25 protein-coding genes and 1 riboswitch are annotated in these 23,556 nt (G+C 74.1%); of the genes, 10 read left to right on the forward strand and 15 right to left on the reverse strand.

The features are described 5' to 3' along the window. Positions 1-12 precede the first annotated feature (12 nt). A complete protein-coding gene (locus HF526_RS12590; protein WP_169381584.1) occupies positions 13-936 on the forward strand; it encodes a 3-methyladenine DNA glycosylase in 924 nt (307 codons plus the stop codon). On the opposite strand, the gene gcvP is transcribed toward HF526_RS12590, so the two are convergent. Next, positions 924-3,797 carry an aminomethyl-transferring glycine dehydrogenase gene (gene gcvP, locus HF526_RS12595; RefSeq protein ID WP_169381585.1) on the reverse strand — a complete coding sequence of 958 codons (2,874 nt, stop codon included), beginning with the start codon at positions 3,795-3,797 and terminating at the stop codon, positions 924-926. The genes HF526_RS12590 and gcvP overlap by 13 nt on opposite strands. Positions 3,798-3,949: 152 nt before the next feature. Then, positions 3,950-4,045, reverse strand: a riboswitch (glycine riboswitch). Between the two features lie 79 nt (positions 4,046-4,124). On the opposite strand from gcvP, the gene HF526_RS12600 reads away from it, so the two are divergent. Further along, positions 4,125-4,424, forward strand: a complete 300-nt coding sequence (locus tag HF526_RS12600; protein WP_169381586.1) for a YiaA/YiaB family inner membrane protein — start codon at positions 4,125-4,127, stop codon at positions 4,422-4,424. Between the two features lie 24 nt (positions 4,425-4,448). Here the strand turns inward: HF526_RS12600 and HF526_RS12605 are convergent, their stop codons facing one another. The 5 genes from HF526_RS12605 to clsA all read right to left on the reverse strand — a co-directional run bounded on the left by HF526_RS12605 (position 4,449) and on the right by clsA (position 7,449). Then, entirely contained in the window at positions 4,449-5,027 is a 579-nt protein-coding gene (locus HF526_RS12605) for a MerR family transcriptional regulator (protein WP_169381587.1), read from the reverse strand. Between the two features lie 163 nt (positions 5,028-5,190). Beyond that, complete coding sequence (locus tag HF526_RS12610; RefSeq protein WP_169381588.1) at positions 5,191-5,667, reverse strand: bifunctional nuclease family protein; 477 nt, start codon at positions 5,665-5,667, stop codon at positions 5,191-5,193. Positions 5,668-5,862: 195 nt separating this feature from the next. Next, the gene (gene garA, locus HF526_RS12615) at positions 5,863-6,318 is read right to left on the reverse strand and encodes a glycogen accumulation regulator GarA (RefSeq protein ID WP_169381589.1); all 456 of its coding nucleotides are present in this window, start codon (positions 6,316-6,318) and stop codon (positions 5,863-5,865) included. An 82-nt stretch (positions 6,319-6,400) separates the two neighbouring features. Next, a complete protein-coding gene (gene gcvH / locus HF526_RS12620) occupies positions 6,401-6,790 on the reverse strand; it encodes a glycine cleavage system protein GcvH (protein ID WP_169381590.1) in 390 nt (129 codons plus the stop codon). A gap of 20 nt (positions 6,791-6,810) precedes the next feature. Next, the gene (clsA, locus tag HF526_RS12625) at positions 6,811-7,449 is read right to left on the reverse strand and encodes a cardiolipin synthase ClsA (protein WP_338051445.1); all 639 of its coding nucleotides are present in this window, start codon (positions 7,447-7,449) and stop codon (positions 6,811-6,813) included. Positions 7,450-7,540: 91 nt separating this feature from the next. Here clsA and HF526_RS12630 point away from each other — a divergent pair, with 91 nt between their 5' ends. Genes HF526_RS12630 through HF526_RS12645 form a run of 4 tightly spaced genes read left to right on the forward strand, consistent with a single transcriptional unit; the run spans position 7,541 to position 12,199 of the window. Beyond that, positions 7,541-8,062, forward strand: a complete 522-nt coding sequence (locus tag HF526_RS12630) for an OsmC family protein (protein ID WP_169381592.1) — start codon at positions 7,541-7,543, stop codon at positions 8,060-8,062. Positions 8,063-8,117: 55 nt separating this feature from the next. Beyond that, a complete protein-coding gene (locus HF526_RS12635; protein ID WP_169381593.1) occupies positions 8,118-9,536 on the forward strand; it encodes an FAD-binding oxidoreductase in 1,419 nt (472 codons plus the stop codon). Positions 9,537-9,548: 12 nt separating this feature from the next. Beyond that, the gene (locus HF526_RS12640; RefSeq protein ID WP_169381594.1) at positions 9,549-11,117 is read left to right on the forward strand and encodes an acetolactate synthase large subunit; all 1,569 of its coding nucleotides are present in this window, start codon (positions 9,549-9,551) and stop codon (positions 11,115-11,117) included. Beyond that, the gene (locus HF526_RS12645) at positions 11,117-12,199 is read left to right on the forward strand and encodes a class I SAM-dependent methyltransferase (RefSeq protein WP_169381595.1); all 1,083 of its coding nucleotides are present in this window, start codon (positions 11,117-11,119) and stop codon (positions 12,197-12,199) included. Before HF526_RS12640 ends, HF526_RS12645 begins: the two co-directional genes overlap by 1 nt. A gap of 20 nt (positions 12,200-12,219) precedes the next feature. On the opposite strand, the gene secD is transcribed toward HF526_RS12645, so the two are convergent. Together secD and HF526_RS12655 are read right to left on the reverse strand one after the other, a co-directional pair. Beyond that, the gene (gene secD / locus HF526_RS12650) at positions 12,220-14,550 is read right to left on the reverse strand and encodes a protein translocase subunit SecD (RefSeq protein ID WP_169381596.1); all 2,331 of its coding nucleotides are present in this window, start codon (positions 14,548-14,550) and stop codon (positions 12,220-12,222) included. 85 nt (positions 14,551-14,635) lie between these two features. Beyond that, entirely contained in the window at positions 14,636-15,118 is a 483-nt protein-coding gene (locus HF526_RS12655) for a hypothetical protein (protein ID WP_169381597.1), read from the reverse strand. A gap of 279 nt (positions 15,119-15,397) precedes the next feature. Between HF526_RS12655 and HF526_RS12660 the strand changes: the two genes are divergently transcribed. The 3 genes from HF526_RS12660 to HF526_RS12670 all read left to right on the forward strand — a co-directional run bounded on the left by HF526_RS12660 (position 15,398) and on the right by HF526_RS12670 (position 18,299). Then, on the forward strand, positions 15,398-16,321 hold the full coding sequence (locus HF526_RS12660; RefSeq protein ID WP_239028609.1) for an MEDS domain-containing protein: 924 nt from the start codon (positions 15,398-15,400) through the stop codon (positions 16,319-16,321). Further along, positions 16,318-17,271, forward strand: coding sequence for an ATP-binding protein (locus tag HF526_RS12665; RefSeq protein ID WP_169381599.1), 954 nt, complete (start codon positions 16,318-16,320; stop codon positions 17,269-17,271). Before HF526_RS12660 ends, HF526_RS12665 begins: the two co-directional genes overlap by 4 nt. A 218-nt stretch (positions 17,272-17,489) precedes the next feature. Beyond that, the gene (locus HF526_RS12670) at positions 17,490-18,299 is read left to right on the forward strand and encodes a BTAD domain-containing putative transcriptional regulator (RefSeq protein ID WP_169381600.1); all 810 of its coding nucleotides are present in this window, start codon (positions 17,490-17,492) and stop codon (positions 18,297-18,299) included. 87 nt (positions 18,300-18,386) lie between these two features. Here HF526_RS12670 and HF526_RS12675 read toward each other — a convergent pair whose 3' ends face one another. Both HF526_RS12675 and HF526_RS12680 read right to left on the reverse strand, forming a co-directional pair. Then, positions 18,387-18,635: a hypothetical protein gene (locus tag HF526_RS12675; protein WP_169381601.1), complete on the reverse strand. Its 249-nt coding sequence runs from the start codon at positions 18,633-18,635 to the stop codon at positions 18,387-18,389. Positions 18,636-18,674: 39 nt separating this feature from the next. After that, positions 18,675-19,106 carry an ATP-binding protein gene (locus HF526_RS12680; RefSeq protein ID WP_169381602.1) on the reverse strand — a complete coding sequence of 144 codons (432 nt, stop codon included), beginning with the start codon at positions 19,104-19,106 and terminating at the stop codon, positions 18,675-18,677. Positions 19,107-19,316: 210 nt separating this feature from the next. Between HF526_RS12680 and HF526_RS12685 the strand changes: the two genes are divergently transcribed. Then, the gene (locus tag HF526_RS12685) at positions 19,317-19,643 is read left to right on the forward strand and encodes a DUF4235 domain-containing protein (RefSeq protein WP_169381636.1); all 327 of its coding nucleotides are present in this window, start codon (positions 19,317-19,319) and stop codon (positions 19,641-19,643) included. A gap of 63 nt (positions 19,644-19,706) precedes the next feature. Here HF526_RS12685 and HF526_RS12690 read toward each other — a convergent pair whose 3' ends face one another. The 5 genes from HF526_RS12690 to HF526_RS12710 all read right to left on the reverse strand — a co-directional run bounded on the left by HF526_RS12690 (position 19,707) and on the right by HF526_RS12710 (position 23,544). After that, positions 19,707-20,501 carry an enoyl-CoA hydratase/isomerase family protein gene (locus tag HF526_RS12690; RefSeq protein WP_169381603.1) on the reverse strand — a complete coding sequence of 265 codons (795 nt, stop codon included), beginning with the start codon at positions 20,499-20,501 and terminating at the stop codon, positions 19,707-19,709. After that, complete coding sequence (locus HF526_RS12695) at positions 20,498-21,334, reverse strand: SDR family oxidoreductase (RefSeq protein ID WP_169381604.1); 837 nt, start codon at positions 21,332-21,334, stop codon at positions 20,498-20,500. Before HF526_RS12695 ends, HF526_RS12690 begins: the two co-directional genes overlap by 4 nt. A 463-nt stretch (positions 21,335-21,797) precedes the next feature. Further along, entirely contained in the window at positions 21,798-22,820 is a 1,023-nt protein-coding gene (locus HF526_RS12700; RefSeq protein ID WP_169381605.1) for an ABC transporter substrate-binding protein, read from the reverse strand. Further along, a complete protein-coding gene (locus tag HF526_RS12705; protein WP_169381606.1) occupies positions 22,817-23,155 on the reverse strand; it encodes a CofD/YvcK family protein in 339 nt (112 codons plus the stop codon). Before HF526_RS12705 ends, HF526_RS12700 begins: the two co-directional genes overlap by 4 nt. Then, the gene (locus HF526_RS12710) at positions 23,152-23,544 is read right to left on the reverse strand and encodes a CofD/YvcK family protein (protein ID WP_169381607.1); all 393 of its coding nucleotides are present in this window, start codon (positions 23,542-23,544) and stop codon (positions 23,152-23,154) included. Before HF526_RS12710 ends, HF526_RS12705 begins: the two co-directional genes overlap by 4 nt. Positions 23,545-23,556: the final 12 nt, after the last annotated feature.

Here is a 23,556-nt window from a genome sequence, read left to right on the forward strand (position 1 = left end):
ACCGTCGGCCGCATGGGGCCGAGCACGATCGAGCAGCACCCGGGCGACGCACCCGAGGCGGGGCTCTTGGTCCTCGACGAGCCGGCGTGGCGGGCCCGGGCCGCCGCCCACCGCGAGCGCGTCGGCCGGTGGACCGAGCCGCACCGGGAACGCCGGCGCCGCGGCGAGGCCCATCCCGTCCTCGACTTCCTGTTCACGTACTACTCGCTGCGACCGTCGCGGCTCGAGCAGTGGCATCCCGGCCCCGGGGTGCTGCTGCGCGGCGCCGGTGCGGACGACTACCTCGGCTTCCCCGGCTACCGCCGCGACGGCGACGGCGTCCTGCTCGACCTCGCCGTGCTGCCCGGGCGGCTGCGGGCCACGGCCGGTTCCGTGCACACCCTGCTCACCGCCACGGCCGGCCGGGCGCCGCGGCTGAGCTGCTTCGGGCTGCACGAGTGGGCGATGGTCTACCGCACCGACGCCCCGCGGCACGGTGCGGTGCCGCTGCGGCTGGGTGCGGACGGGACCGACGCGGTCGTCGAGTCGCTGCCGGTGCACTGCACACACCACGACGCGTTCCGCTTCTTCACCGCCGCCGCCCGCCCGCGCAACGCGATCACCCCGCGTCGCGAGGACCAGGTGCGCCACGAGCAGCCCGGCTGCCTGCACGCGACGATGGACCTCTACAAGTGGGCCTACAAGCTCGCGCCGGCCACCCCGTCGGACCTGCTGGCCGACTGCTTCGCCCTCACCGCCGAGGTGCGCGAGCTGGACATGCGGGCCAGCCCCTACGACCTCGCCGCGCTGGGCTACCCCCCGGTGCGCATCGAGACCCCGGCCGGACGCGCCGAGTACGCCCGCGCCCAGGCGGGATTCGCCACCCGGGCCGCGCCACTGCGCGACCGCCTCATCGCCCTGTGCGAGGCGCTCCACGAGCAGCGTCAGCTGCCGTAGGCGGCCACCGGCGGGCAGGAGCACACCAGGTTGCGGTCGCCGTGGGCGCCGTCGATGCGGCGCACCGGGGGCCAGACCTTGCGGTCGTGCACACCGGGCGTGACGCCGGTGGGGTAGGCGGCCAGTTCGCGGGTGTACGGGTGGTCCCACTTGTCGGCCAGGCAGGCCGCGGTGTGCGGGGCCCCGCGTAGCGGGTTGTCCTCCACCGGCCACTCCCCCGCCGCGACGCGGTCGATCTCGCCGCGGATGCCGATCATCGCCTCGACGAACCGGTCGAGTTCGGCGAGGTCCTCGCTCTCGGTCGGCTCGACCATCAGCGTGCCCGCCACCGGGAAGGACATCGTGGGCGCGTGCAGGCCGTAGTCGGCGAGCCGCTTGGCCACATCGTCGACGGTCACACCGGTCTCCTTGGTGATCCGGCGCAGGTCGAGGATGCATTCGTGGGCCACGTACCCGCCGGGGCCGGTGTAGAGCACCGGGTAGTGCTCACCGAGCCGGCGCGCGACATAGTTCGCGGCCGCGACCGCGGTGAGGGTGGCCCGGCGCAGCCCGGGCAGGCCCATCATCCGGATGTAGGCCCACGAGATGGGCAGCACCCCGGGGCTGCCGTAGGGCGCCGCCGACACCGCGCCCACCACCCCACGGCCGGGCAGGAACGGCGCAAGATGCTCGGCCACGGCGACCGGGCCGACGCCCGGGCCGCCACCGCCGTGCGGGATGCAGAACGTCTTGTGCAGGTTGAGGTGGCTGACGTCGCCGCCGAAGGCCCCGGGCCGGGCCAGCCCGACCAGCGCGTTGAGGTTGGCCCCGTCGACGTAGACCTGCCCGCCGGCGGCGTGCACCGCATCGCAGACGTCGCGCACGTGCTCCTCGTACACCCCGTGCGTCGACGGGTAGGTGATCATCAGCGCGGCGAGCCGGTCGGCGTGCTCGGCGATCTTCGCCCGCAGGTCGTCCAGGTCGACGTCACCGGACGGGGCGGTCGCGACCACGACCACCCGCATCCCGGCCATCACCGCCGACGCCGCGTTCGTGCCGTGCGCGCTGGCCGGGATCAGGCACACGTCGCGGTGTGCCTCCCCCCGGGAGCGGTGGTAGGCGGCGATGGCCAGCAGCCCGGACAGCTCACCCTGGCTGCCGGCGTTGGGCTGCAGCGACACCGCCGCGTATCCGGTGAGCTCGGCCAGCCAGCGCTCCAGGTCGGCGATCATCTCCAGCGTGCCGGCGGCGTCGGCCGCGGGCACGAACGGGTGCAGGTCGGCGAACGCCGGCCAGGTGATCGGCTCCATCTCCGCGGTCGCGTTGAGCTTCATCGTGCACGACCCGAGCGGGATCATCGTGCGGTCCAGCGCCAGGTCGGCGTCGGCGAGCCGGCGCAGCCAGCGCATCAGCGAGGTCTCGCTGCGGTGGGAGTGGAACACCGGGTGGGTCAGGTACTCCGATTCCCGGCGCAGTGCCTCGGGCAGCGCATCGGCCGTCGCGGCGTCGAGGTCGTCGACCGAACCGACCGCGACCCCGAACGCCGCCCACACCGCCTCCAGGTGGGCGATGGTCGTCAGCTCCGAGCAGGCGATCCCGACGACGTCGCAGGACACCCGGCGCAGCGCGATCCCGGCGTCGTGCGCGGCGGTGACGACCGCGTCGGCCCGTCCGGGGACCCGGGCGGTGACGGTGTCGAAGAACGCCTCGTGCACGATCTCGACGCCGCCGGAGCGCAGCCCACCGGCCAGCACCGCGGCCATCCGGTGCACCCGGCGCGCGATCGCGCGCAGCCCGTCGGGGCCGTGGTAGACGGCGTAGCAGGCCGCGACGACGGCGAGCAGCACCTGCGCGGTGCAGATGTTGCTGGTCGCCTTCTCCCGGCGGATGTGCTGTTCGCGAGTCTGCAGCGCGAGCCGCAGCGCCGGGTTCCCGTCGGCGTCGCGGGTCAGCCCGACGAGCCGGCCGGGCAGCTGGCGGGCCAGCTTCTGCTGCACCGACAGGTAGCCGGCGTGCGGGCCACCGAACCCGAGCGGGACACCGAAGCGCTGGGTGGTGCCCACCGCCGCGTCGGCGCCCAGCTCGCCGGGCGGGGTGAGCAGGGTCAGCGCGAGCAGGTCGGCGGCGACGGCCACGAGCGCGCCCCGCTCGTGTGCGGCCTCGATGAGGCCGGCCGGGCCGGTCACCGCGCCGGATGCACCGGGGTAGCTGACGAGCAGCCCGAAGAACTCCCCGTCCGGCAGCCCGGCGCCCAGGTCGGCGACGTCGAGTTCGATACCCAGCGGCTCGGCCCGGGTGCGCAGTACCTCGAGGGTCTGCGGCAGCGTGTCGGCGTCGACCACGAAACGGGGCGACGTGGACTTCCCGGCCCTGCGCAGCAGCGTCATCGCCTCGGCCGCCGCGGTGGCCTCGTCGAGCAGCGACGCCCCGGCCACCGGCAACCCGGTCAGGTCCGACACCGTGGTCTGGAACGTCAGCAGCGCCTCGAGCCGGCCCTGGCTGATCTCGGGCTGGTAGGGGGTGTACGCGGTGTACCAGGCCGGGTTCTCCAGCACGTGCCGGCGGATCACCGGCGGGGTCTGGGTGCCCGCGTACCCCAGCCCGATCATCGGGACGGCCACGGTGTTGCGGGCGGCCAGGGCGCGCAGCTCGGCGAGCATCTCGGCCTCGGAGACCGGCGCGGGCAGCGACGAGGACGCGGCGACGCCGGAGCCGTCACGGATCGTGGCCGGCAGCGCACGATCGGCCAGTTCGTCGAGCGATCCGACTCCGATCGTGGCCAGCATCCGGTCCAGGTCGTCCGCCCGGGGGCCGATGTGCCGGTCGGCGAACGGGGTGCCGCGCTGCAGGACGGTCAGCGGGACGTGGGGCTCGGGGCTCATCGGTCGACCTCTCGCAAGACGTGGGCGCGCTCGGGCTGCCCTCCCCCTCTGTCGATACCCGTGACCGGGCGCCTGAGAGATTCACCCCGGCTGACCGGAGCTTTCCCCGTCGGCGGACGGCGGTGACGGCCACCGTCGCTTTCCAGAGGCGTCTCGCCCACGCGGTCCGTGCTGCCTGAGAGGTTCCGGGGAGGATTTGCTCCTTCGGCGCCCGGCTCGACCGGCCGGGTCTCTCCCGCGTGGGATCGGCGACTACGCAGCACAGCCTACTGCGAGACCCGTAGTTCCACCGAGGCCCTTGGTCCCGGGCGTCGCCACAATTCGCCCATGACAACGTCCGGCCCGAAGGCCCCGCCGTCCGCCACCACCGCCGCGTTCTCCATGCAGGCCGTCGCGTCGTTCGCGATCTCGCTGGCGGCCGTCACGATCGCGATCATCTATCTGCCCGCGGACCCGTGGGTCCGGGCGTTCCTCGCCATCAGCGTGCTCTACGTGACCACGTCGGCGTTCACACTGTCCACGTGCGTCCGGGACAAGCAGGAGTCGACGAGCGTGGTGAGCCGGGTCGATCAGGCGCGGCTGGACAAGCTGCTCGCCGAGCACGACCCGTTCGCGAGTGTCGCCTGACGGCGATCGACGGGCCGGCTCCGGTCAGCTGATGGCGCGGCGCGCCCGGCGGCGGCTCAGCTCGTCCTCCGGGGCGTCGTCGACGCTGCCGCCGTCGGCCCGCTCCACCGGGAAGTCCTTGATCGAGCCGCTGATCTCGCGCATCGCGCCGCTGACCGCGATCCCGAAGACCCCCTGCCCGCCCTGCAGCAGGTCGACGACCTCCTCCGGGGAGGAGCATTCGTAGACCGTGGTGCCGTCGCTGAACAGCGTGATGCCGGCCAGATCTCTTATCCCACGCCGTCGCAGGTGTTCCACGGCGACCCGGATGTTCTGCAGCGAGACCCCGGCGTCGAGCAGGCGTTTGACCACCTTGAGGACCAGCACGTCCTTGAAGGAGTACAGCCGCTGGCTCCCGGAGCCGGCCGCACCTCTTATCGACGGGACGACCAGGCCGGTCCGGGCCCAGTAGTCCAGCTGCCGGTAGGTGATGCCGACGACCTGGCAGGCCGTCGGTCCACGGAACCCGACGAGCTGGTCGGGCAGCCCGTCGAGGCCCTCCCCGACCAGCGGGTCAGGGAAGAGTTCGCCCTGCTCCGGCGCGTCGGGCGGCGACGCGTCCACGGCACTCCCTCCCGCCGGGCGATGCGCATCTCTGCGCGTCGCCCGTCCCACTGACCAGCTGATGATCTGACCGTAAGCGGGTGCGCGCACTGGGTCAACGCGCCGCGCCGTTGCGTTTCACCCGGAGACGGGCGTGTCGCGCCGCCGTCGGGTGCCGCGCCGATTATCCGGGCTGAGCGCCGCGGAAGTCCTCCGGGGAGACCGAGTCGAGGAACTCGCGGAACTTCTCGACCTCGTCCTCCTGCTCGTCCGGGATGATCAGGCCCGCCTCGGAGAGCACGCTCTCCTCCGCGTGGATCGGCACCCCGACGCGCAGTGCCAGCGCGACCGAGTCACTCGGCCGCGCGGACACCTTGATCCCGCCGTCGAAGATCAACTCGGCGTAGAAGGTGCCCTCCTGCAGGTCGGTGATGCGTACCTGTTCCAGGCGCCGCCCCAGCGCCGTGATCACGTCCTTGAGCAGGTCGTGGGTCAACGGCCGGGCAGGCTTGACGCCCTGTTGCTCCAGAGCGATCGCCGTCGCCTCCACCGAGCCGATCCAGATCGGCAGGTAGCGGTCTCCGCTGGTCTCCCTCAACAAGAGGATGGGCTGGTTCGCGGGCAACTCGACCCTGACACCCACGACGCGCATCTCGCTCATGCGCCCGCCTCCTCACCCATCTACGTCCGCACTCCGCTCGGTTCCGGGGCTCGTTCCGGGCTCGATCCGGGCTGATCTGATCCCGATCTGATCGCTGCGGGCCCCGGGCGGCGTCTGACCCCTTCGACGCTACACGGGCGATCCCGGCCGCGCGCGCCTCCGGACGGGCAGTTCGCGGCCGAATCGTGATCGTGGTCAGTCGTGGCGGGCACCCGGTTCACGCGGCCCGGTCAGGAAGACCAGCCGAAACTTGCCGATCTGCACCTCGTCGCCGTTGGCCAGGACGGCGGTGTCGACTGGCTCACGGTTGACGTAGGTGCCGTTGAGGCTGCCGACGTCGACGACGACGAACTCGCCGGAGTCCCGGCGGAACTCGGCGTGCCGACGGGACACGGTCACGTCGTCGAGGAAGATGTCGCTGTCGGGGTGGCGCCCGGCGCTGGTCGTGGAGCGGTCCAGCAGGAAGCGCGAACCGGCGTTGGGTCCGCGCTTGACGACCAGCAGCGCGGAGCCGGGCGGCAGCGCGTCGACGCCGGAGATCGGCTGCTCCTGCGCCGGCTGCTCGACGTCGGCGAGGAAGTCAGCCCGGAAGACCGACGTGGTCTCCGGAGCACGCTCCGGCGGAACGCCGGGCACGTCGTTCGTGGTCACCTCGGGGTCTCCTCCTGCGGTGTGGGGGTGCCGTCTCAGGTCTGTGGGAATCGGGGCACAAACCTACCGTGCGGTGGTGCGCTCAGGACTGCTCGGTCAGCTGCCGGTACGCGGCGGCGTCGAGCAACTCGCCGAGTTGCGCCGCCCCGGCGTCCGACAGCCGCAGCTCCACGATCCACCCGGCCTCGTAGGCACCCGAATTGATCAGCTCGGGGGTGTTCTCGAGCGCGTCGTTGACCGCCACGACCTCGCCGGCCAGCGGAGCGTAGATGTCCGACACGGACTTCGTGGACTCGACCTCACCCAGCGCGTCACCGGTGGCGAAACTGTCGCCGACGGCCGGGAGCTGCACGAAGACGACGTCCCCGAGCTGTTCCTGAGCGTGGTCGGTGATGCCGATGCGGACGACACCGTCGCCCAGCTCCCGCACCCACTCGTGGGCTTCGGTATAGCGCAGGTCGTCGGGGATCACCCGGCGAGCCTAGCCCGCCCTCACAGGCCGCCGCGGTGGGGTTCGGCTTCGCGGTCCGAGGTGGCCGGCCGCGGCGCCGGCGTGCGCAGGGCCAGCACGAACTGCGCGAGGTAGAGCAGCCCCGACCACAGGTAGAGCCCGACTCCCCAGCCCGCGAAGGCGTAGCCGAAGGGCCGGGCGAGCTCGGCGAACCAGCCCTCGCCCTGCCCCAGCAGCAGCAGCGGGAACGCGTAGAGCAACTGGAACGTGGCCGCCTTGCCCAGGTAGGTCACGACGAACGGGCCGTACCCGCGGCGGCGCAGCACGAGCACGCACAGGCCCAGCACCAGGTCGCGGGCGACGAGGACCAGCACCACCCACCACGGCACGACCTCGCGTACCCCCAGCGCGACCAGCGCGGCGAGGATGTAGAGCCGGTCCACGGCGGGGTCGAGCAGCGCGCCGAGCCTGCTGTACTGGCCGAGCAACCGGGCGAGCTTGCCGTCGAGCCAGTCGGTCAGCCCGCCGAGCATCAGCACGAGGATCGCCCAACCGTCGGCGCGCGGACCGAGCAGCAGGTACAGGAACAGCGGCACCCCGGCCAGCCGGAGCACGCTGAGCAGGTTCGGGACCGTCAGCACCCGGTCGGTGCCGGCGTGCGGGGTCGGCGCGTCGGCCACGTGGAGCAGCCTACGTCGGCGGCTGCACGGGCCATGCGGCGATCTACCCCGGGGGGTGCGGACGCCATCGGCACACGGCACGATGCCGGGCATGGATGCTTCCGAGCTCAAGCAGACACAGGCCCCGCTGAAGGCGCGCTACCGGGAGGATCCGGGCGCGGCGTTGATCACCCTGAAGGCCGACGGCGAGCTCGACGGCACGGGCGTGGCATGCCGCGTGCAGACCGCGACGACGCTGGCCGAGGCCGGCCTGCACCCCGCCACCGGCGGCGACGGCACCCAGCTGTGCTCCGGGGACATGCTGCTCGAGGCGCTGGTGGCCTGCGCCGGGGTGACCCTGCGTGCGGTCGCCACCGCACTGGAGCTGCAGGTCAGCGGCCGGGTGCATGCTGAGGGCGACCTCGACTTCCGCGGCACCCTCGGCGTCGACAAGGAGGCGCCGGTCGGGTTCCGCGACATCCGGCTGTCCTTCGACCTGGACACCACGGCCGACGCCGACCAGGTCGCCACCCTGATCAAGCTCACCGAGCGGTACTGCGTGGTGCTGCAGACCATCAAGTCCTCGCCGGCCACCGAGGTCTCGGTGACGGTCTCCGACGACGCCGCGGCCTGATCCCGGCGGCCGCCGGGGAGTCCCACGGATCCGGCGTCGGCGGTAGGTTCCCGGCATGGGGAGTGCCGCCGACGCCGCTGGGTCCGCCGTCGATCCGACCGTGCTCGAGGCCCTCGCCGCGGTGGTCGGCGCGGAGCACGTGACCGGGGGCGCGACGGCCGCCGCCGAGTTGTCGGACTACGCCCACGACGAGGCCCTGTCCATCGCCGCGCAACCACCCGCGGCGGTGGTCCGGCCCGGTAGCACCGCCGAGGTGTCGGCGATCCTGCGCCTGGCCGCCGGGCGCCGGCTCCCGGTCACCGCGCGCGGCACCGGCACCGGGCTCTCCGGTGCCGCGATCCCCCGCCCGGACGGTCTGGTCGTCTCCTTCGAACGGATGAACCGGATCCTGGAGATCGACACCGAGAACCACGTCGCCGTCGTCCAGCCCGGGGTGACGCTGGCCCAACTCGACGAGGCGACGGCCGCGCACGGCCTGAGTTACCCCGTCTACCCCGGCGAGAACGGTGCGAGCCTGGGCGGCAACGTCGCCACCAACGCCGGCGGGATGCGCGCGGTCCGCTACGGCGTGACCCGCCAGCAGGTACAGGGCCTGGAGGCGGTGCTGCCCACCGGCGAGGTCGTCCGCACCGGCGGCAAGCTCGCCAAGGCCAGCACCGGCTACGACCTCACCCAGCTGATCATCGGCTCCGAGGGCACCCTGGCGCTCGTCACCGAGGCCACCCTGCGGCTCTACCCGCGGCATCCGCACCAGGCCACCGTGCTGGCCCCGTTCACCGGCGTCGACGAGGTCGCGGCCGCAGTGCCGAAGATCGTCGCATCGGGCATCGGGCCGCTGGTCCTGGAGTACATCGACGCGCTGACGATGGCCGCGATCACCCAGGCTCAGGAGCTCGACCTGGGCATCTGCGAGCAGGTCCGCGAGTCCACCCAGGCCTATCTGCTGGTGATGCTGGACAACGCCGTCGCCGACCGGCTCGACGAGGACGTGCAGCGCCTCGGCGAGCACCTCGTGTCCCTCGGCGCGGCCGACGCCTACGTGCTGCCCGGCCCGGCCGCCCGCCGGCTGGTCGACGCCCGGGAGAAGGCGTTCTGGACCGCGAAGGCCATCGGCGCGCAGGAGGTCGTCGACGTGGTCGTCCCCCGCGCGGCCATGCCGGAGTTCCTGCGCCGGGCCCGGGACATCGCCGAGCGGCACGGATCGTTCGTCGCAGGGTGCGGGCACGCCGGCGACGGCAACGTGCACCTGTCGGTGTTCGAGACCGACCCGCAGGTGCGCTACCGGCTGCTGCGCGAGCTGTTCGAGGCCGGCATGAAGCTCGGCGGTCTCATCTCCGGCGAACACGGCGTCGGCCGCACCAAGAAGCGCTACTTCACCGAGCTGACCGACCCGGTGAACCTCGACCTGATGCGCCGCATCAAGCATGCGTTCGACCCGGCCGGGATCCTCAACCCCGGCGTGCTGCTCGACTAAGGAGCCGTATCCGTGAATGGAGCCCAGGCGCTCATCCGCACCTTGGTGGACGGCGGGGTGGATGTCTGCTTCGCCAACCCCGGCACCTCGGAGATGCACTTCGTGGCCGCGCTCGACGCGGTGCCGCAGATGCGCGGGGTGCTGACCCTGTTCGAGGGCGTCGCCACCGGCGCGGCCGACGGCTACGGCCGGATGGCCGGGCGCCCCGCCGCGACCCTGCTGCATCTGGGCCCCGGCCTGGGCAACGGCCTGGCGAACCTGCACAACGCGCGCCGAGCCGGCACCCCGATCGTCAACGTGGTCGGTGACCACGCGACGTTCCACAAGCAGTACGACGCGCCGCTGGAGTCCGACATCGGTGCGATCGCGGGCTCCGTGTCCGGCTGGGTCCGGCGCAGCGCGAGCACCGCCGACGTCGGCCCGGACGCCGCCGCCGCGATCGCCGCCGCGTCCGGCCCGCCCGGCCAGGTGGCGACCCTGATCCTGCCCGCGGACGTCTCCTGGTCCGACGGCGACGCCGCGCCGGGCACCTGCCCGGAGCCGGCAGCCCCGCTCGGCCGGGGCACCCTCGACGCCGACACGCTCGAGGCCGCGGCGAAGGCGCTCGGCTCCGGTGAGCCGTGCCTGGTGCTGATCGGCGGCGAGGCGACCCGGGAGGCGGGCCTGACCGCTGCCGCCCGGATCGCCGCGGCGACCGGGGCGAAGCTGCTCGCCGAGACGTTCCCGGCCCGGCTCGAGCGCGGCGCCGGGGTCCCGGCGGTCGACCGGCTCGGCTACCTCGCCGACATGGCGATCCACCAGCTCAGCGGGGTCAAGCACCTGATCCTGGCCGGCGCGAGGTCGCCGGTGACGTTCTTCGGCTATCCGAACAAGCCCAGCGACCTCGTCCCCGACGGCTGCCGGGTGTACCCGGTGGCGTCCCGCGAGGGTGCGGCCGTCGCGGCGCTGGAGGCCCTCGCCGACCTGGTCGCGGCCGGTACCGAGGCCCCGCCGGCCCCCGACGCCCGCCCGGAGCTGCCCACCGGCGCGCTCACCGCGGAGACCGCCGCGGCCGTCGTCGGGGCACTGCTGCCCGAGTGGGCGATCGTCGTCGACGAGGCGAACACCTCCGGGCTCGGCCTGCCGGGCGCCACCGCGGGCGCGCCCCGGCACGACTGGCTGACGCTGACCGGCGGCTCGATCGGCTACGGGCTGCCCGCCGCGACCGGCGCCGCCGTCGCCTGCCCGGACCGGCCGGTGTGGTGCCTGGAGGCCGACGGCAGCGCGATGTACACGATCTCCGCGCTGTGGACGCACGCCCGGGAGGGTCTCGACATCACCACGGTGATCTACAACAACTCCGCCTACGCGATCCTGCGGATGGAGCTCATGCAGGTCGGTGCGGCGACCGACGGGGAGCGGGCCCGGGCCCTGCTCGACCTCGGCGGCCCGCAGCTCGACTTCGTCTCGATCGCCCGGGGCATGGGCGTGCCGGCCGTGCGGGCCACGACGGCCGAGGAGTTCGCCGACGCGCTGCGCCGCGCCCAGGCCGATCCGGGCCCGCACCTGATCGAGGCGGTCGTCCCGTCACTGGTGCCGTGATGGCCGAGCCGGGGGGCGCGCCCGAGGCGGCCGCGGTCGGGCCCGCGATCACCGCCGACGGACAGGTCGGCAGGATCTTCGAGTGGCGACGCGGGTTCGACGTCACCTGGCTGCTCGCCGTCGGGTTGCGTAGCGGGATCGTGCACGCGCTGGCCGCCCACCCGGGGGCGACCGCCACCGAGCTGGCCGAGCGGCTGGAGCTGCACGGGCCGTACACCGCGGCCTGGCTGCGCACCGCGCAGGGCTTCGAGATCGTGGACGTGGACCGGCCGGGCTACCGGCTCGCCCCGCACCTGGACACGATCCTCACCGACGCCTCGGACCCCCGCTACCTCGCCGGGTACATCCTGCTCGGCGCCGAGGTCGCGACCCGCGACTTCGAGGCGACCGCGGAGGCCATGCGGACCGGTGCGGTCGTGCCGTTCCAGGGCCGGGGCGACCTGTTCACCCGGTTGGTCGCCGAGGCCACCCGCGGGCTGCAGACGATGACCGCGCGCGGCATCCTGCCCAAGCTGCCCGGCGTCGCGGAGGCGCTGCGCCACGGCGGCACCGTGCTCGAGATCGGCTGCGGCACCGGAAACCTGCTGCTCGCGCTGGCCGCGCAGTTCCCCACCGCCCGGTGCATCGGGGTGGACATCGACGCCGACTCGCTCGCCGCCGCGGGCGAGAAGATCACCACGGCGGGGCTCGACCGGCGCGTCACGCTGCACCACGGCGCCGTCGCGGAGGCGGTCGCGCAGGCCCGGCCCGGCGGCGTCGACGTCGTCGTGCTGGTCGAGGTGCTGCACGAGATCGCGCCCGCGCTGCGCCCCGGGGTCATCGGCGACGCGGCGGCCGCGCTGCGCCCCGGCGGCTGGCTGGTGATCGTGGACGAGACCTACCCCTCGACCGCCGAGCAGGCCCGCGAACCCGAGTACCGGTTCCCGCTGATGACCGGGTTCGAGGAGCTGCTCTGGGGCAACGTGCTCCCGACCCGCGAGGAGCAGGAGCAGCTGCTGGCCGGGGCCGGGCTGACCGGGCCGGTCGACCGCCGGCTGGTCGGAGAGGGGTTCACGGTGCTCACCACGGCCAAGCCGCACTGAGCACCGCGCCCCGCCCGGCCTCACATGACCGCGCCGTTGCCCTCCTGCGCCCGGGCCCGCTCGCGGCCCGGTGACCCGGCCCCCGGCCGTCGGCGGTCGATCAGCACCGCCACCGGGGCCGCCAGCGTGATCGTCGACAGCGTCCCGGCCAGCAACCCGACGAGCAACGCGAACGCCAGGTCGGTGAGCGCCCCGCCGCCGAAGAGCAGCAGCGCCGCGAGCACGAACGCCACACCCGCCCCGGTCGCGACGGTGCGCGGCAGGGTCTGCAGCACGGCCGCCCCGACCACCCGGGCGAACGGTTCGCCGCGGTGGTGCCGGCACATCTCCCGGACCCGGTCGAACACCACCACCGAGTCGTTCACCGAGTAGCCGATCGTGGTCAGCGCGGCGGCCAGGAAGATCCCGTCGACCGGACGGCCGAACCAGGACATCGCCCCGAGCAGGACCACCGAGTCGGCGATCAGCGCGAGCACGGTGGCGGCCCCGAGCCGCCAGTCGAACCGGATCGCCAGGTAGACCAGCTGGGCCGCGACGGCCAGCGCGAGGGCGAGCAGCGCCCGCCGGGCCAGCTCCTGACCCAGGCTCGGGCCGACCTGCTCGTCGCGCACCGGGGCACTGTCGGCGACCCCGGTCGCGGCGGCCACCACGTCGTCGATCCCGGCGCGTTCGGCCTCGGTGATCGGCGGCGTGCGGACGTCCAGACCGCCGTCGGACAGGCTGACCACGGCGCGGTCCTCCCCCGCCGCCGCCAGCGCGGTACGCACCTGCTCCGGGTCGAGATCGGCCGGCACCTGCTCGTAGGACAGCAGCCGCCCGCCGGTGAACTCGATGCCCAGGTCGAGCCCGCGGATCAGCGGCCCGGCCAGCGCCAGCACCGCGACCGCGCCCGAGATCACCACCCACCGGACCGGCTGGCGGTACAGCGCGGCGGGAAGCCCCGGCCGGGCGGCCAGCGCGCGCCGGACGCGGCCCGGCCCGTCCAGCCCCGACCAGCGCGGCCGCCGCGCCGGCGGACCCGAGGCGACCAGCAGGCGCAGCAGCACCCCGGTCAGCACCAGCGCGCTGAACAGCGACACGAGCACGCCGACCGCCAGGGTCACCCCGAAACCGCGGACCGGTCCGGCGGCCAGCCAGACCAGCAGCCCGGCGGCGATCAGCGTGGTCGCGCCCGCGTCGGCGATCGCGGAGAACGCGCCCCGGAACCCGCCGTCGACGGCCCGCCGCAGCCGGCTCTGGTGCCCCTTGCGCGTCGCCGGCCGCGCTGCCCACTCCTCACGGGCGCGTTCGAACACCAGCACGTTCGCGTCCACCGCCATCCCGACGGCCAGCACGAACCCGGCCAGGCCCGGCAGCGTCACGGTGGCACCGAGCCCGAGCAGCACGGCCGCGGAGATCAGCCCGTAGCCGGCGAGCGCGATCAGCGCGACCAGGCCGGCGACCTTGTACATGAGCAGCAGGAACACGCCGGTCCCCGCCGCACCGAGGAGCACCGCTTGCACGCTGGCCTCGATGGCCGCGGCGCCCAGCGTCGGACCGACCGTCCGCTGCTCGATGATCTCCACCGGGACCGGCAGTGACCCGCCGCGGATGAGGACGGCCAGCTCGCGGGCCTGCTCGGCGGAGAACTGCCCGGTGATCTGGGTGCGGCCGCCGGCGATCCCGACCCCACAGCCGATCGCCTCGACCATCCCCGGCGACGAGATCACGGTCCCGTCCAGCACGATCGCGACCCGCCGGGACGGGTCCCCGGGGGCGGCGCACGCCGCCTGCGCGGTGATGGCCTGCCAGGTGGGCGCGGCCTCGGAGGTGAAGTCAATGGAGACGAACGACCCGGGCCCGGCCTGGGGATCCCGGCCGGGGCCGGCGTCGGACACCCCGGCGCCGGTGAGCGCGGCGGGGGCCAGGCGCAGCAGGTTGCCGGCTCCGTCGGGCAACTCGTTCTCCGCCGCCGGTGGCGAACCGGCCAGCAGTGCCGGGTCCGGACGGGCCGACAGCACCGGGTGGATGGTCAGCTGGGCGGTGCGGCCGAGCACCTCGACGGCCTCGGCCGGGTCGGTGAGCCCGGGCAGTTCGACGACGATGCGGTCGTCGCCGGCGCGCACCAGGACCGGTTCGGCGACGCCGAGCGCATCGACCCGGCCGCGCAACACCTCCAGGGTGGCGTCGGTGTCCTCGACGGTGGCGGGCCGGGCGTCGTCACCGGCCTGCAGGGTGATCTGGGTACCGCCGCGCAGGTCGAGGCCGAGGCGGGGTTCGACGGTGAGCAGGACGGCGGCGGACGCACCGAGCACGAGCAGGCACAGCAGTGCCCGGGCCGCGACGGCGCGCCACGGCGAGTGGCGTGACACGGGGGTTCCTCCGGGGCGGCTCCTCGGCGGAGCACGGTCGGCAAGCGGCCGGCACGATGGCCCCCTCGGGGCGCCACCGGCGTGATCAGCAGCCGGCCGGCACCGGCGGTGCGCGTGCGGGCCTCGCGCCCCCGCGGAACGGATGCGCACGGGCCACGACCGCGGCCGCGGTGATCCCGCGCCGCGCCGGCGGCACCAGCAGCGCCGCGGCGGCGAGCACCGCGAGGAGCGGGGGCACCGGCACCCAGGAGCGCTGCCCGGGCCAGCCCGGACGTATCCCGGCCCGTTCCCCCACCGGCCCCGGGACCACTGCCGCGGGTGCGGACGCCGCGGTCGTCCCCGGCGCCGGGGCGTCCGCGGCGCCGGGCAGCGCGTCCCGCGCCGCCCGGGCGGGCGCGCCACCGCGAACGAACGCAGCGGGCGCCGAGGCACCCGCCAGCACTGCCGCCCCCGCCTGCGGAGGCGGACGACCCAGCTGGCCCAGCAGGCTCGCCACGGCGACGAGGACCGCGAGCGCGACCGCCGCCACTCCGCGGCCCCGCACCTCGCCGAGCCCGATCCGTCGCATTCGTCCTCCCGCGCCGACCATACCGATCTCCGATCCCACCGGCCCCGCCCCGGTGCGCCGTACGGAGGGGCCGCGCTGCGGCGAACGGGTCACCCGGATGCGACCACGTGCGCGGTAATCGGCGCTCACGGCCCACGGTCCGTTCAACGCCGCTGATCGACGATTCGGCGCGGGATAGGCCGTTCGACGGCGGTATCGGACACCGGACCGGATCTACAGTGGTCATCGGAGTGACACAGAGCTTCGGTTGGGTGCGCATTGGTCAGGTCGACGGAAGGCATGACGCCTGGCGATCACGTGTGCGCGGTGCCGGTCAGCGATGAACAACTCTGGGAATTGTCGGCCGAGTTCGTCGCCGACGGACTCGCCCGGAACGAACAGGTGTTCTATTTCGACGACGGGACCGCCGACTCGGTGCTCGGCCGGCTCGCCGACGACCGGATCGCCGTCGAGCAGCCGCTGCAGACCGGCCAGCTGGCGATCGTCCCGCCCGAGGTCACCCGCCTCGCCTTCCGCACCCCCATCGGCGAGGTGCAGGAAAGACTCGCCGCGCGGATCGAGGAGTCCATCGCGGCGGGCTACACCGGATTCCGGATGACCGGGCAGATGAGTTACGGCACCGTCCAGCCCTCGGGCGCCGGCCTGGTGGAGTACGACGCCGGCCTGGACGCAGCCGTACGCGACCGGCCCGCCATCGCGCTGTGCCTCTACGACCGGCGCCGCTACACCGATGACCAGATCGAGCAGATGCGCGCCGTGCACCGGGAGGAGCTGATGCTTCCCCCGGCCTACGACGACGGCCTGCTGCGGATCACCCGCACCGGCCCGACCACGGCGCGGCTGGCCGGCGAGGTCGACCACAGCAACCGCCCGATGATCACCCGGCTGCTCGAGACCACGCTCGACGAGGCGCTGCGCTCGCACTCCGCGCCCACCGACATCGTGCTCAACCTGGCATCGCTGCGGTTCCTGGACGTGGCCGGCGCGGTCAGTCTGGTGCACGCGGCGGAGGCGTTCCCCAGCACCCACCGCCTGGTCCTCGCCGACGTCCGGCCGCGGGTGGTGCGAGTGCTGGACCGTTGCGGGGCGCCGTTCGCCGCCCAGCTGTCGGTGCGGGAGTTCGAGCCCCCGCTCAGCTCCGCCCACCAGCTGCCCGAGTCCTGGTCCGAGCGGGTCGCCGAGCCGCTGCGGGAGGCCCGGTGAAGGTCGAGACCACCCGGGTCGCCGCCCCGGTCCAGCTCCGGCACGCGGCCTGCTTCTTCGAGTCCGCCGAGCACCTCCTCCGCCAGGCGTTGCCGTTGGTCACCGCGGCCCTCGAACGCGGGGAGCCGGTCGCGCTGTCGGTCCGCCCGGCCACCGAGCGCGCGTTGTACGCCGCGCTCGGCGGCACCGCCGGGCTGATCGGGCTGGCCGAGCCGGACGCGGTGGCCTACGGCTCCGGGCAGACGATGGCGGCGCGGCGCGCGCGGGAGCTGCGGGAGCTGACCGGCGGCGCGGTCGCGGTCACCGTCGTCGCCGAACACAACAGCAGCCTGGATGGCTTCGACGGCCGCTACTGGACCGAGCTCGACGCGGCCGTCAACGTGGCGCTGGGTGAGCTGCCGGTCAATCTGACCTGCTTCTACCCCGAGCTGCCGCTGCACCTGGAGATCCTGGAGGGCGCCCGGGCGAACCATCCGCTGCTGCTGGAGGACGGCGAGCTGCGGCACAACCACGAGCACCGCGGCCCGCGCGACGTGCTCGCCGCCGCGCCGGCGGGCGCACCGATGGTGCTGGGTCCGCCGGACCTCGTCCTCGCCTACACCGCCTGGCAGCTGCACGAGGTGCGCACGGCGGTCGAGCGGCTAGCGGCGGCGGCGTCCTTCGGTGCCAGCCGCGCCGAGGACGTCGTGCTGGCGATCAACGAGGTGGCGACGAACGCCGTCGAGCACGGCACCAGCGAGGCGCAGGTGTGGCTGTGGAGCTCCGCGGAGGGCCTCGTGTGCGAGGTGCACGACGGGGGCACCCTGACCGAGCCGCTGCCCGGCCTGCGCGCGCCGCACCCGTCGGAGCCGCGCGGGCGGGGCGTGTGGATCGCGCGGCAGCTCTGCGATCTGCTCCACGTCTGGCGGGACGGTGAGGGGACCCACGTCCGAATGCATGCAGCCCGTTGAGTTAAGATCGTTGCGACGTCACCCGGACGGCCGTACATGGGCTCGAACTGTGACGAAACAGCCCCTTGGCAAGCGGTGTGACCCGGAGAACACTCTCTGGCGGACTCGGGCGCCACGAGGCTTGCGGACGGGTCACAATAGCGTTCCACCACCTGGGGATACCCATGCCTGACGATCAGCGAGGACCTCGCACGCCACGGCCGCAGCACCGGTTGACGGTGCTCGGGTCATTCACCCTCACCTCCGACGGCACCACCGTGCCGTTGACCGTCGATGCCCGCCGGGTCGTCGCTTACCTGGCTGTTCACCCCCGCCCCCAGCCGCGTCTCGCGCTGGCCGCCGACCTGTGGCCGGGGGTCCCCGCGGACGCCGCGCAGCGCCTGCTCGACGAGGCCCTCGTCGCGATCGACGTACCCGGGCTGCTCGCCGCCGCCGACACTGCGGACGGCGCCCCGCTGGCCCTGGCCGCCGACGTCGAGGTCGACCTCGCCGAGGCGATGACGCTGGTCCGGGGGCTGCCCGAGCGGCCCGCACCGGATCTGGCCGAGATCGAACCGCTCTGCGCGGACATCCTGCCGTCGTGGACCTCGTCCTGGATCGCCGTCGAGCGCGAGCGGTTCCGGCAGATCCGGCTGCACGCTCTGGAGGAGCTGAGCCTGCAGTTGACCGCGGCCGGCCGGCACGACGACGCCATCGAGGTCGGTCAGGCCGCGGTGCGCGCCGCGCCGAGCCGGGAGAGCGCCCGCCGGGTGCTCATCGAGGCCCACCTCGCCCAGGGCAACATCGCAGCCGCGGTGGCCGCGTACGACGAGTACCAGGAGCTGCTGCGGTCCAGCATCGGCGGCCCGGTGGCGTCCGCGCTGGACAGCATCCTTCCGCCGTCCCCGGCGTGGCCGGTGGTGCGTGGCTTCCGCCGCCCGGTGCAGCGCTCCGCGGTCGCGCTGCCGGGACTGCGCTCGATCCGCAATGCGCCGACGTTCTCGCGGCGGCTGGTGACCGGCGGTTCGGTGCCCGGCACCGCGCGCTGAGCGCACCGGCGTCACACCACACACCACACAGCTGCGGGCCCGGTGACCGGATCGGTCACCGGGCCCGCGTGCGTGTGTGCCGGCCGGTCATCGTCGGCGGTACCCCGCGCGCCGGCGCAGCGTCCAGGTCAGGTCGACCGCAGCGAAGATCGCCAGCACGGCGAGGGCCACCCCGAAGAAGCCGAAGCCCCCGGCGAAGACGAAGCCGGCGGCCACCACGAACATGACCGTCGATCCGGCGGAGAGCCAGATACGCAGGGTGAGCAGGCGCCGCTCGTCGTCCCGGCCGAGGGCCGCTGCCGGTGGGCGGAGGGGATCGGGTGCAGCAGCGTCCATGCCCCCGCATACCCGATCGGGTGCGGGCCGAACCGGGTGTCAACCGGGGAGCGCGATCTCGAAGCAGACATCGGTGCCGCCCCCGGTCACGGACACGGACACGTGCTCGGCGAGCTCGTGGATGAGGATGAGCCCGCGGCCGCGGTGCCCCTTGCGCAGCGGTGTCGGCCGCCAGCGGCCCCGGTCGGCCACCCGGGCGGCGACCACCGGATGCGCTCCCGCGGTCCCCGTACCCCGGATCTCGAGGACAACCTCGATGAGTCCGGCCGCCTGCCCGCGGTAGGCGTGCTCGATGCCGTTGGCCGCGGCCTCGCCCACCGCGAGTTGCAGATCGATGAGGACCTCGTCGGGGATACCGGCGGACTGCGCCCACTCACCGATGGCGGCCCGCATCCGGCTCAGTTCCCGGGGATCGGCCGGGTGCCGCAACCGCAGCGCCGAAGCGCCGCCGACGGCGGCCAACGCCCGCACGCGTTCGTCGTGCGTTCCTCCCGGACCGTGCCGGCTCACTCCGGCGGCCCCGCTGTCCTGATCATCCCGCCGTCCTGATCATGTAGCCCCCCGAACTTCGCGGTCTGCCGTCATGAGGAGTTATCCCGGTCGCCGGATCGGTCAAACACGGGGTGACCGGTCGATGGCGACGCCGGTATGAGCACAGCCACGGATGGGTACCTGCCGATCATGGGTTCTCCGACGAAGAAACCGAGCACGGGTGAGCTGAGCGGGCCGCTGAAGATCGCCTACAAACCGGTCGGACTGTTGTCCGGGGTGATCGGCGGTGTGCTGGCGGGTCAGGTGTTCGCCGTGATCTGGAAGCGGATCTCCCACGAGGACGACACGCCCGCCCCGCTGTCGGAGGACTACAGCACACGCGAGGTGCTGTTCGCGGCGGCGTTGCAGGGCGCGGTGTTCGGGCTGGTGAAGACGGCGGTGGACCGCTACGGCATGAAGGCGTTCCGCCGCTTCGTGGACAAGCCCCGGCCCCCGTCGGACCGGATGGCCCGCTAGCCCGGCCGAGGCGGACGGCCGGCCACCGTGGCGGCCGACCCGTCCGCCTCCACCGGCTGCGCGCTAGGTGTGGAAGCGCGGCGCCCGCTTCTCGACGAACGCCGTCAGGCCCTCGGCGCCCTCCGGTCCTGCGGCGCTGGCCGAGATCGACGCGGCCTCCGCGTCGAGCTGGGTGGCCAGGTCGTTGTCCCAGGTCGCCGCGAGCAGCCGCTTGATCCGGCCCAGCGCGGCGGTCGGCCCCTGGGCCACCCGGTGGGCGGTGTGCTCGGCCTCGGCGAGCACGTCGGCGTCGTCGACCACGGTGGTGAAGATGCCCGCCGCGCAGGCGGTCTCGGCGTCGAGCACCTGGTCGGTGAGCAGGATGTGCCGGGCCCGGCCGGCTCCCACGATCCGCGGCAGTGTCCAGCTCATCCCGCCGTCGGGCGAGAACCCGATGCCCGGGTAGGCCGGCCGGATTCGCGTCGATCGGCCCGCGACCGCCAGGTCCGTCGCGCACACGATGCTCATCCCGGCCCCGGCCGCCCAGCCGGGGACCCCGGCCACCGTCGGTACCGGGCAGTTCACCAGTGCCTGCAGGAAGACGTGGAACGTGTCGGCCAACTCGCGGACGTAGCCGCCCCGGTCGCTCGCCGACTCGAACGCGCGCACGTTTCCGCCGGTGCAGAAGCTGGCGCCCTCACCCGTCAACAGCACCGCGCCGATCCCGTCCGGGTCGGCCGGGTCGGCGGCCGCCAGCTCCGCCAGCGCCGGGCCCGCCTCGGCCAGCGCCTCGCCGTCGAGGGTGCCGTGCTTGCCACGCGTGATACGGCAGCGCAGCACCCGCCCGTCGCGACTGACCGCCGGGCCGGTGTCGCTCATACCGGGTCCACGAAGAAGTCGAGCTCCGGGTCGTTCCCGCCGCCGTACCGGGACAGGTCGGTGATCCCGTCCTCGGCCAGCACGTCGACGTCGATGAAGGTCTGCCCGGTCACGTGAACGGGCCGCGACAGCACGGAGACGGCGGCGTCGGCCATGATCTCGGGTGTGCGGGACCGGGCCGCCGCCTGCTCGCCGCCGAGCAGGTTGATCACGGCGGCGGTGGCGATGGTGGTCTGCGGCCACAGGCAGTTCGCGGCGATGCCGGCGTCGGCGAACTCGGCGGCCCAGCCCAGCGTCAGCAGCGACATGCCGTACTTGGACAGCATGTATGCCGGGAACTTGCCCAGCCAGTGCGGTGCCAGGTTGATCGGCGGGGAGAGCGTGAGGATGCGGGCGTGGCCGGACTCGCGCAGGTGCGGCAACGCGGTGCTGGTGAGCACGAACGTGCCGCGGGAGTTGATCTGCTGCATCAGGTCGTAGCGCTTGACCGGGAGGTCGGCGGTGCCTGCGGTGTTCAGCGCGCTGGCGTTGTTGACCACGATGTCGATCCCGCCGAAGCGCTCCGCCGCGGTGGCGACCGCGCGGGCGACGTCCTCCTCCTTGCGCACGTCACCGACGACGGCGACGGCCTTGCCGCCGGCCGCCTCGATCTCCTCGACCGCGGTGTGCACGGTGCCGGGCAGTCGCGGGTCGGGCTGGTCGGTCTTGGCCAGCAGCGCCACATTGGCGCCGAGCCGGCCAGCGGCCACCGCGATGGCCAGGCCGATCCCCCGGCTGCCGCCCGACATGATGATCGTGCGGCCCTGCAGGGCCGTCTGGTCCGACTGCGTCATCGTCGCTCCCTCCGCTGGGGCGCCGTCGCCCCATCTGTCGTCCTCGGAGACTAGGGCTCGCGAGCGATAGCAGTCAGAGCTGACTGCTGTGATCCGTGTCGGCGCTTCCGCCCGATCGGGACAAGGGTGTCTCACCCCCCGATCGGGTGTCATCCCGCACATCAGGTTGTTCGGGCCCGCGGCGCGGCGGGTGGTCGAGGATCAGCAGGCGGCGATGACCCAACCTCTCGAGTGAGCCGACTACCAGGGACGATCGCTCAGGGACGATCGCTCAGGGACGATCGCTCAGGGACGATCGCTCTACGAGCAGGACGACGCCGTCGTCGGCGTCATCGAGGACTTCTCCATCGACCTCGACGGCGGCGAGGCCGCCCGGGTGCTCGTCTCCCCGGACCCACGGCACAGCGCTCCTTCGTCCCGCTGCGTGAGGCGCGGGCTCGCGGGGCCGGTGGCGAGGAGGCCGCTATCCCCGCGACGTCGGGCCCCGGCGCGGGGCCACCTCGGCCCGGTCGGCCGGCGCCACCACCCGGCGACGTCCGTCCTGCCACTGCACCGTGAGCACCCGGTGCCCGACCTGGCGGCCGGTCACCGGGTCCAGCCGGAACCGGTCGAACAGCGTGGTGGTGTCCAGCGCCCGGGCCGCGGCCAGCAGGGCGGCGTCGTCGGTGGTGCCGGCGTCGCGCCGGCAGCGCGCGGCGACGAGCCCGGCGGCGAACGCCTGCGCTGCGGGGTACGGGGGCTCGGCGCCGGTGCGGCGACGGTACGCGGCGACGAACTGTGCCGCCGTCGGACCCTCGTCCGGGCGCGGCGGCGCGGTCTCCGGGAGCCATTGGGCAGGCCCGAAGAGCCCCTCCCGCCGCTCCCCCAGCCCGGCCAGCACCTCGTCGACCCCGGCGCCGACGAACACCGCCGCCCGCCACCGGCCGGGCAACAGGGCCTCGGCGGTGGCACGCTCGGCGGCGAAGTCGCCGGCCACCAGCAACACCTGGTCGGTGGTGTCGGCGGGGGCGGGGCCCGGCAGCACGGCCCGCTGTACCGGCAGCCCGAGCCGCCCCGCAGCGGCCGCTGCGCCGTCGGCCACGGCGCGGCCGAACCCGGTGTCGCCGTGGCGCAGCACCACCCCCGCCGGGGGCGGGTCCCCGACGGCGACCAGCCGCAGGGCCCCGACCAGGTAGTCCTGCGCCGGGGCGAGCACGTCGACCAGGTTCGCCGCGTCGGCGCGGGCCCCGCCGTGGTTCCACAGTGTTCGCTCGGTCGCGGCGGCCACGGCACGCGTCGGTCCGCTGCCGTAGGGCGCGAAGAGCAGGTCCGGGTGGTCGCGCTCGGCGCGACGCAGCGCGGCGACCGGGTCGGGATGGGCATCGTGCACATCGAGCCGGACCGGCTCCGCCGCGGACTCGGCCCACAGCCACAGCGCCGTCGCCCCGGCACCGCCGTAGCCGGCCAGCGGACCGGACAGCGGGGTGACCAGCGCGGCGCGGATCAACGCGGCACCCCGAGCACCGCATCGACCAGCCCGGCCCCGGGCGCCCCGCCGTGCAGCAGCGTCGCCGCCGCGACCGGCGTCATCCCGTACCCGGCAACGGCGTCGGCCTCCGCCACGTCGGCGGTGTCGATCACGCACCGCTCGCACAGCCCGGTGTAGAGCCCCGCGACCCCGGCGGCGGTGGCCGGGACCCCGATCGCGGCGAGCAGCGCGTCGCGGACGCCGGGCAGCACCAGGATCGGGCCCACGCCGGCCACCGGGTTGCTCGGTCCCAGCACGACGACGTCGGCGCCGTCGTCGGTGGTCACCCGTGTGATCACCTCGGTCTCCGTCATCGCAGCACCACGGCATCGACCTGCATCGCCGCGGCCGGCGCCCGGGTCACCGCTGCCGGCCCGGCCCCGAACCGCAGCATCGCGGTGCGCCGCAGGTGGGTCGCCAGGTCGAGGTCCCCGGGGTTGAACCAGACCTCCTCCCCGAGACCGGGCAGCGCATCCATGCACCGCCAGGTCTCCCCGCGCACCCCGGCCACGTTCGGCGTCCTGCCGCCCGGACAACGCGCAGAGGATGGTGTCGATGTCGGGCAGACCCGCAGCACGTGGATCCACAGGTCGTCGGCGGTGTCGACGACCAGCGTCAGGCTCGGCGCCCCGACGGCGGCGGCCAGCGCCCGCCACAGCCGGGAGGCGCCGATGCCTCCGCCGAGCCCGACGACCCGGGTCATGCAGTCATCGCT

Origin of the sequence: Pseudonocardia acidicola, assembly GCF_012911935.1 — a bacterium.
In the GTDB taxonomy this organism is placed as follows: Bacteria; Actinomycetota; Actinomycetes; order Mycobacteriales; family Pseudonocardiaceae; genus Pseudonocardia; species Pseudonocardia acidicola.

Coding starts and splice junctions, on each gene's coding strand:
- HF526_RS12590 (WP_169381584.1), top strand. CDS start 13: ATGGGGCCGAGCACGATCGAGCAGCACCCGGGCGACGCACCCGAGGCG.
- gcvP (WP_169381585.1), bottom strand. CDS start 3,797: ATGAGCCCCGAGCCCCACGTCCCGCTGACCGTCCTGCAGCGCGGCACC.
- HF526_RS12600 (WP_169381586.1), top strand. CDS start 4,125: ATGACAACGTCCGGCCCGAAGGCCCCGCCGTCCGCCACCACCGCCGCG.
- HF526_RS12610 (WP_169381588.1), bottom strand. CDS start 5,667: ATGAGCGAGATGCGCGTCGTGGGTGTCAGGGTCGAGTTGCCCGCGAAC.
- HF526_RS12630 (WP_169381592.1), top strand. CDS start 7,541: ATGGATGCTTCCGAGCTCAAGCAGACACAGGCCCCGCTGAAGGCGCGC.
- HF526_RS12635 (WP_169381593.1), top strand. CDS start 8,118: ATGGGGAGTGCCGCCGACGCCGCTGGGTCCGCCGTCGATCCGACCGTG.
- HF526_RS12645 (WP_169381595.1), top strand. CDS start 11,117: ATGGCCGAGCCGGGGGGCGCGCCCGAGGCGGCCGCGGTCGGGCCCGCG.
- HF526_RS12655 (WP_169381597.1), bottom strand. CDS start 15,118: ATGCGACGGATCGGGCTCGGCGAGGTGCGGGGCCGCGGAGTGGCGGCG.
- HF526_RS12660 (WP_239028609.1), top strand. CDS start 15,398: ATGACGCCTGGCGATCACGTGTGCGCGGTGCCGGTCAGCGATGAACAA.
- HF526_RS12675 (WP_169381601.1), bottom strand. CDS start 18,635: ATGGACGCTGCTGCACCCGATCCCCTCCGCCCACCGGCAGCGGCCCTC.
- HF526_RS12685 (WP_169381636.1), top strand. CDS start 19,317: ATGGGTTCTCCGACGAAGAAACCGAGCACGGGTGAGCTGAGCGGGCCG.
- HF526_RS12690 (WP_169381603.1), bottom strand. CDS start 20,501: ATGAGCGACACCGGCCCGGCGGTCAGTCGCGACGGGCGGGTGCTGCGC.
- HF526_RS12695 (WP_169381604.1), bottom strand. CDS start 21,334: ATGACGCAGTCGGACCAGACGGCCCTGCAGGGCCGCACGATCATCATG.
- HF526_RS12705 (WP_169381606.1), bottom strand. CDS start 23,155: ATGACGGAGACCGAGGTGATCACACGGGTGACCACCGACGACGGCGCC.
- HF526_RS12710 (WP_169381607.1), bottom strand. CDS start 23,544: ATGACCCGGGTCGTCGGGCTCGGCGGAGGCATCGGCGCCTCCCGGCTG.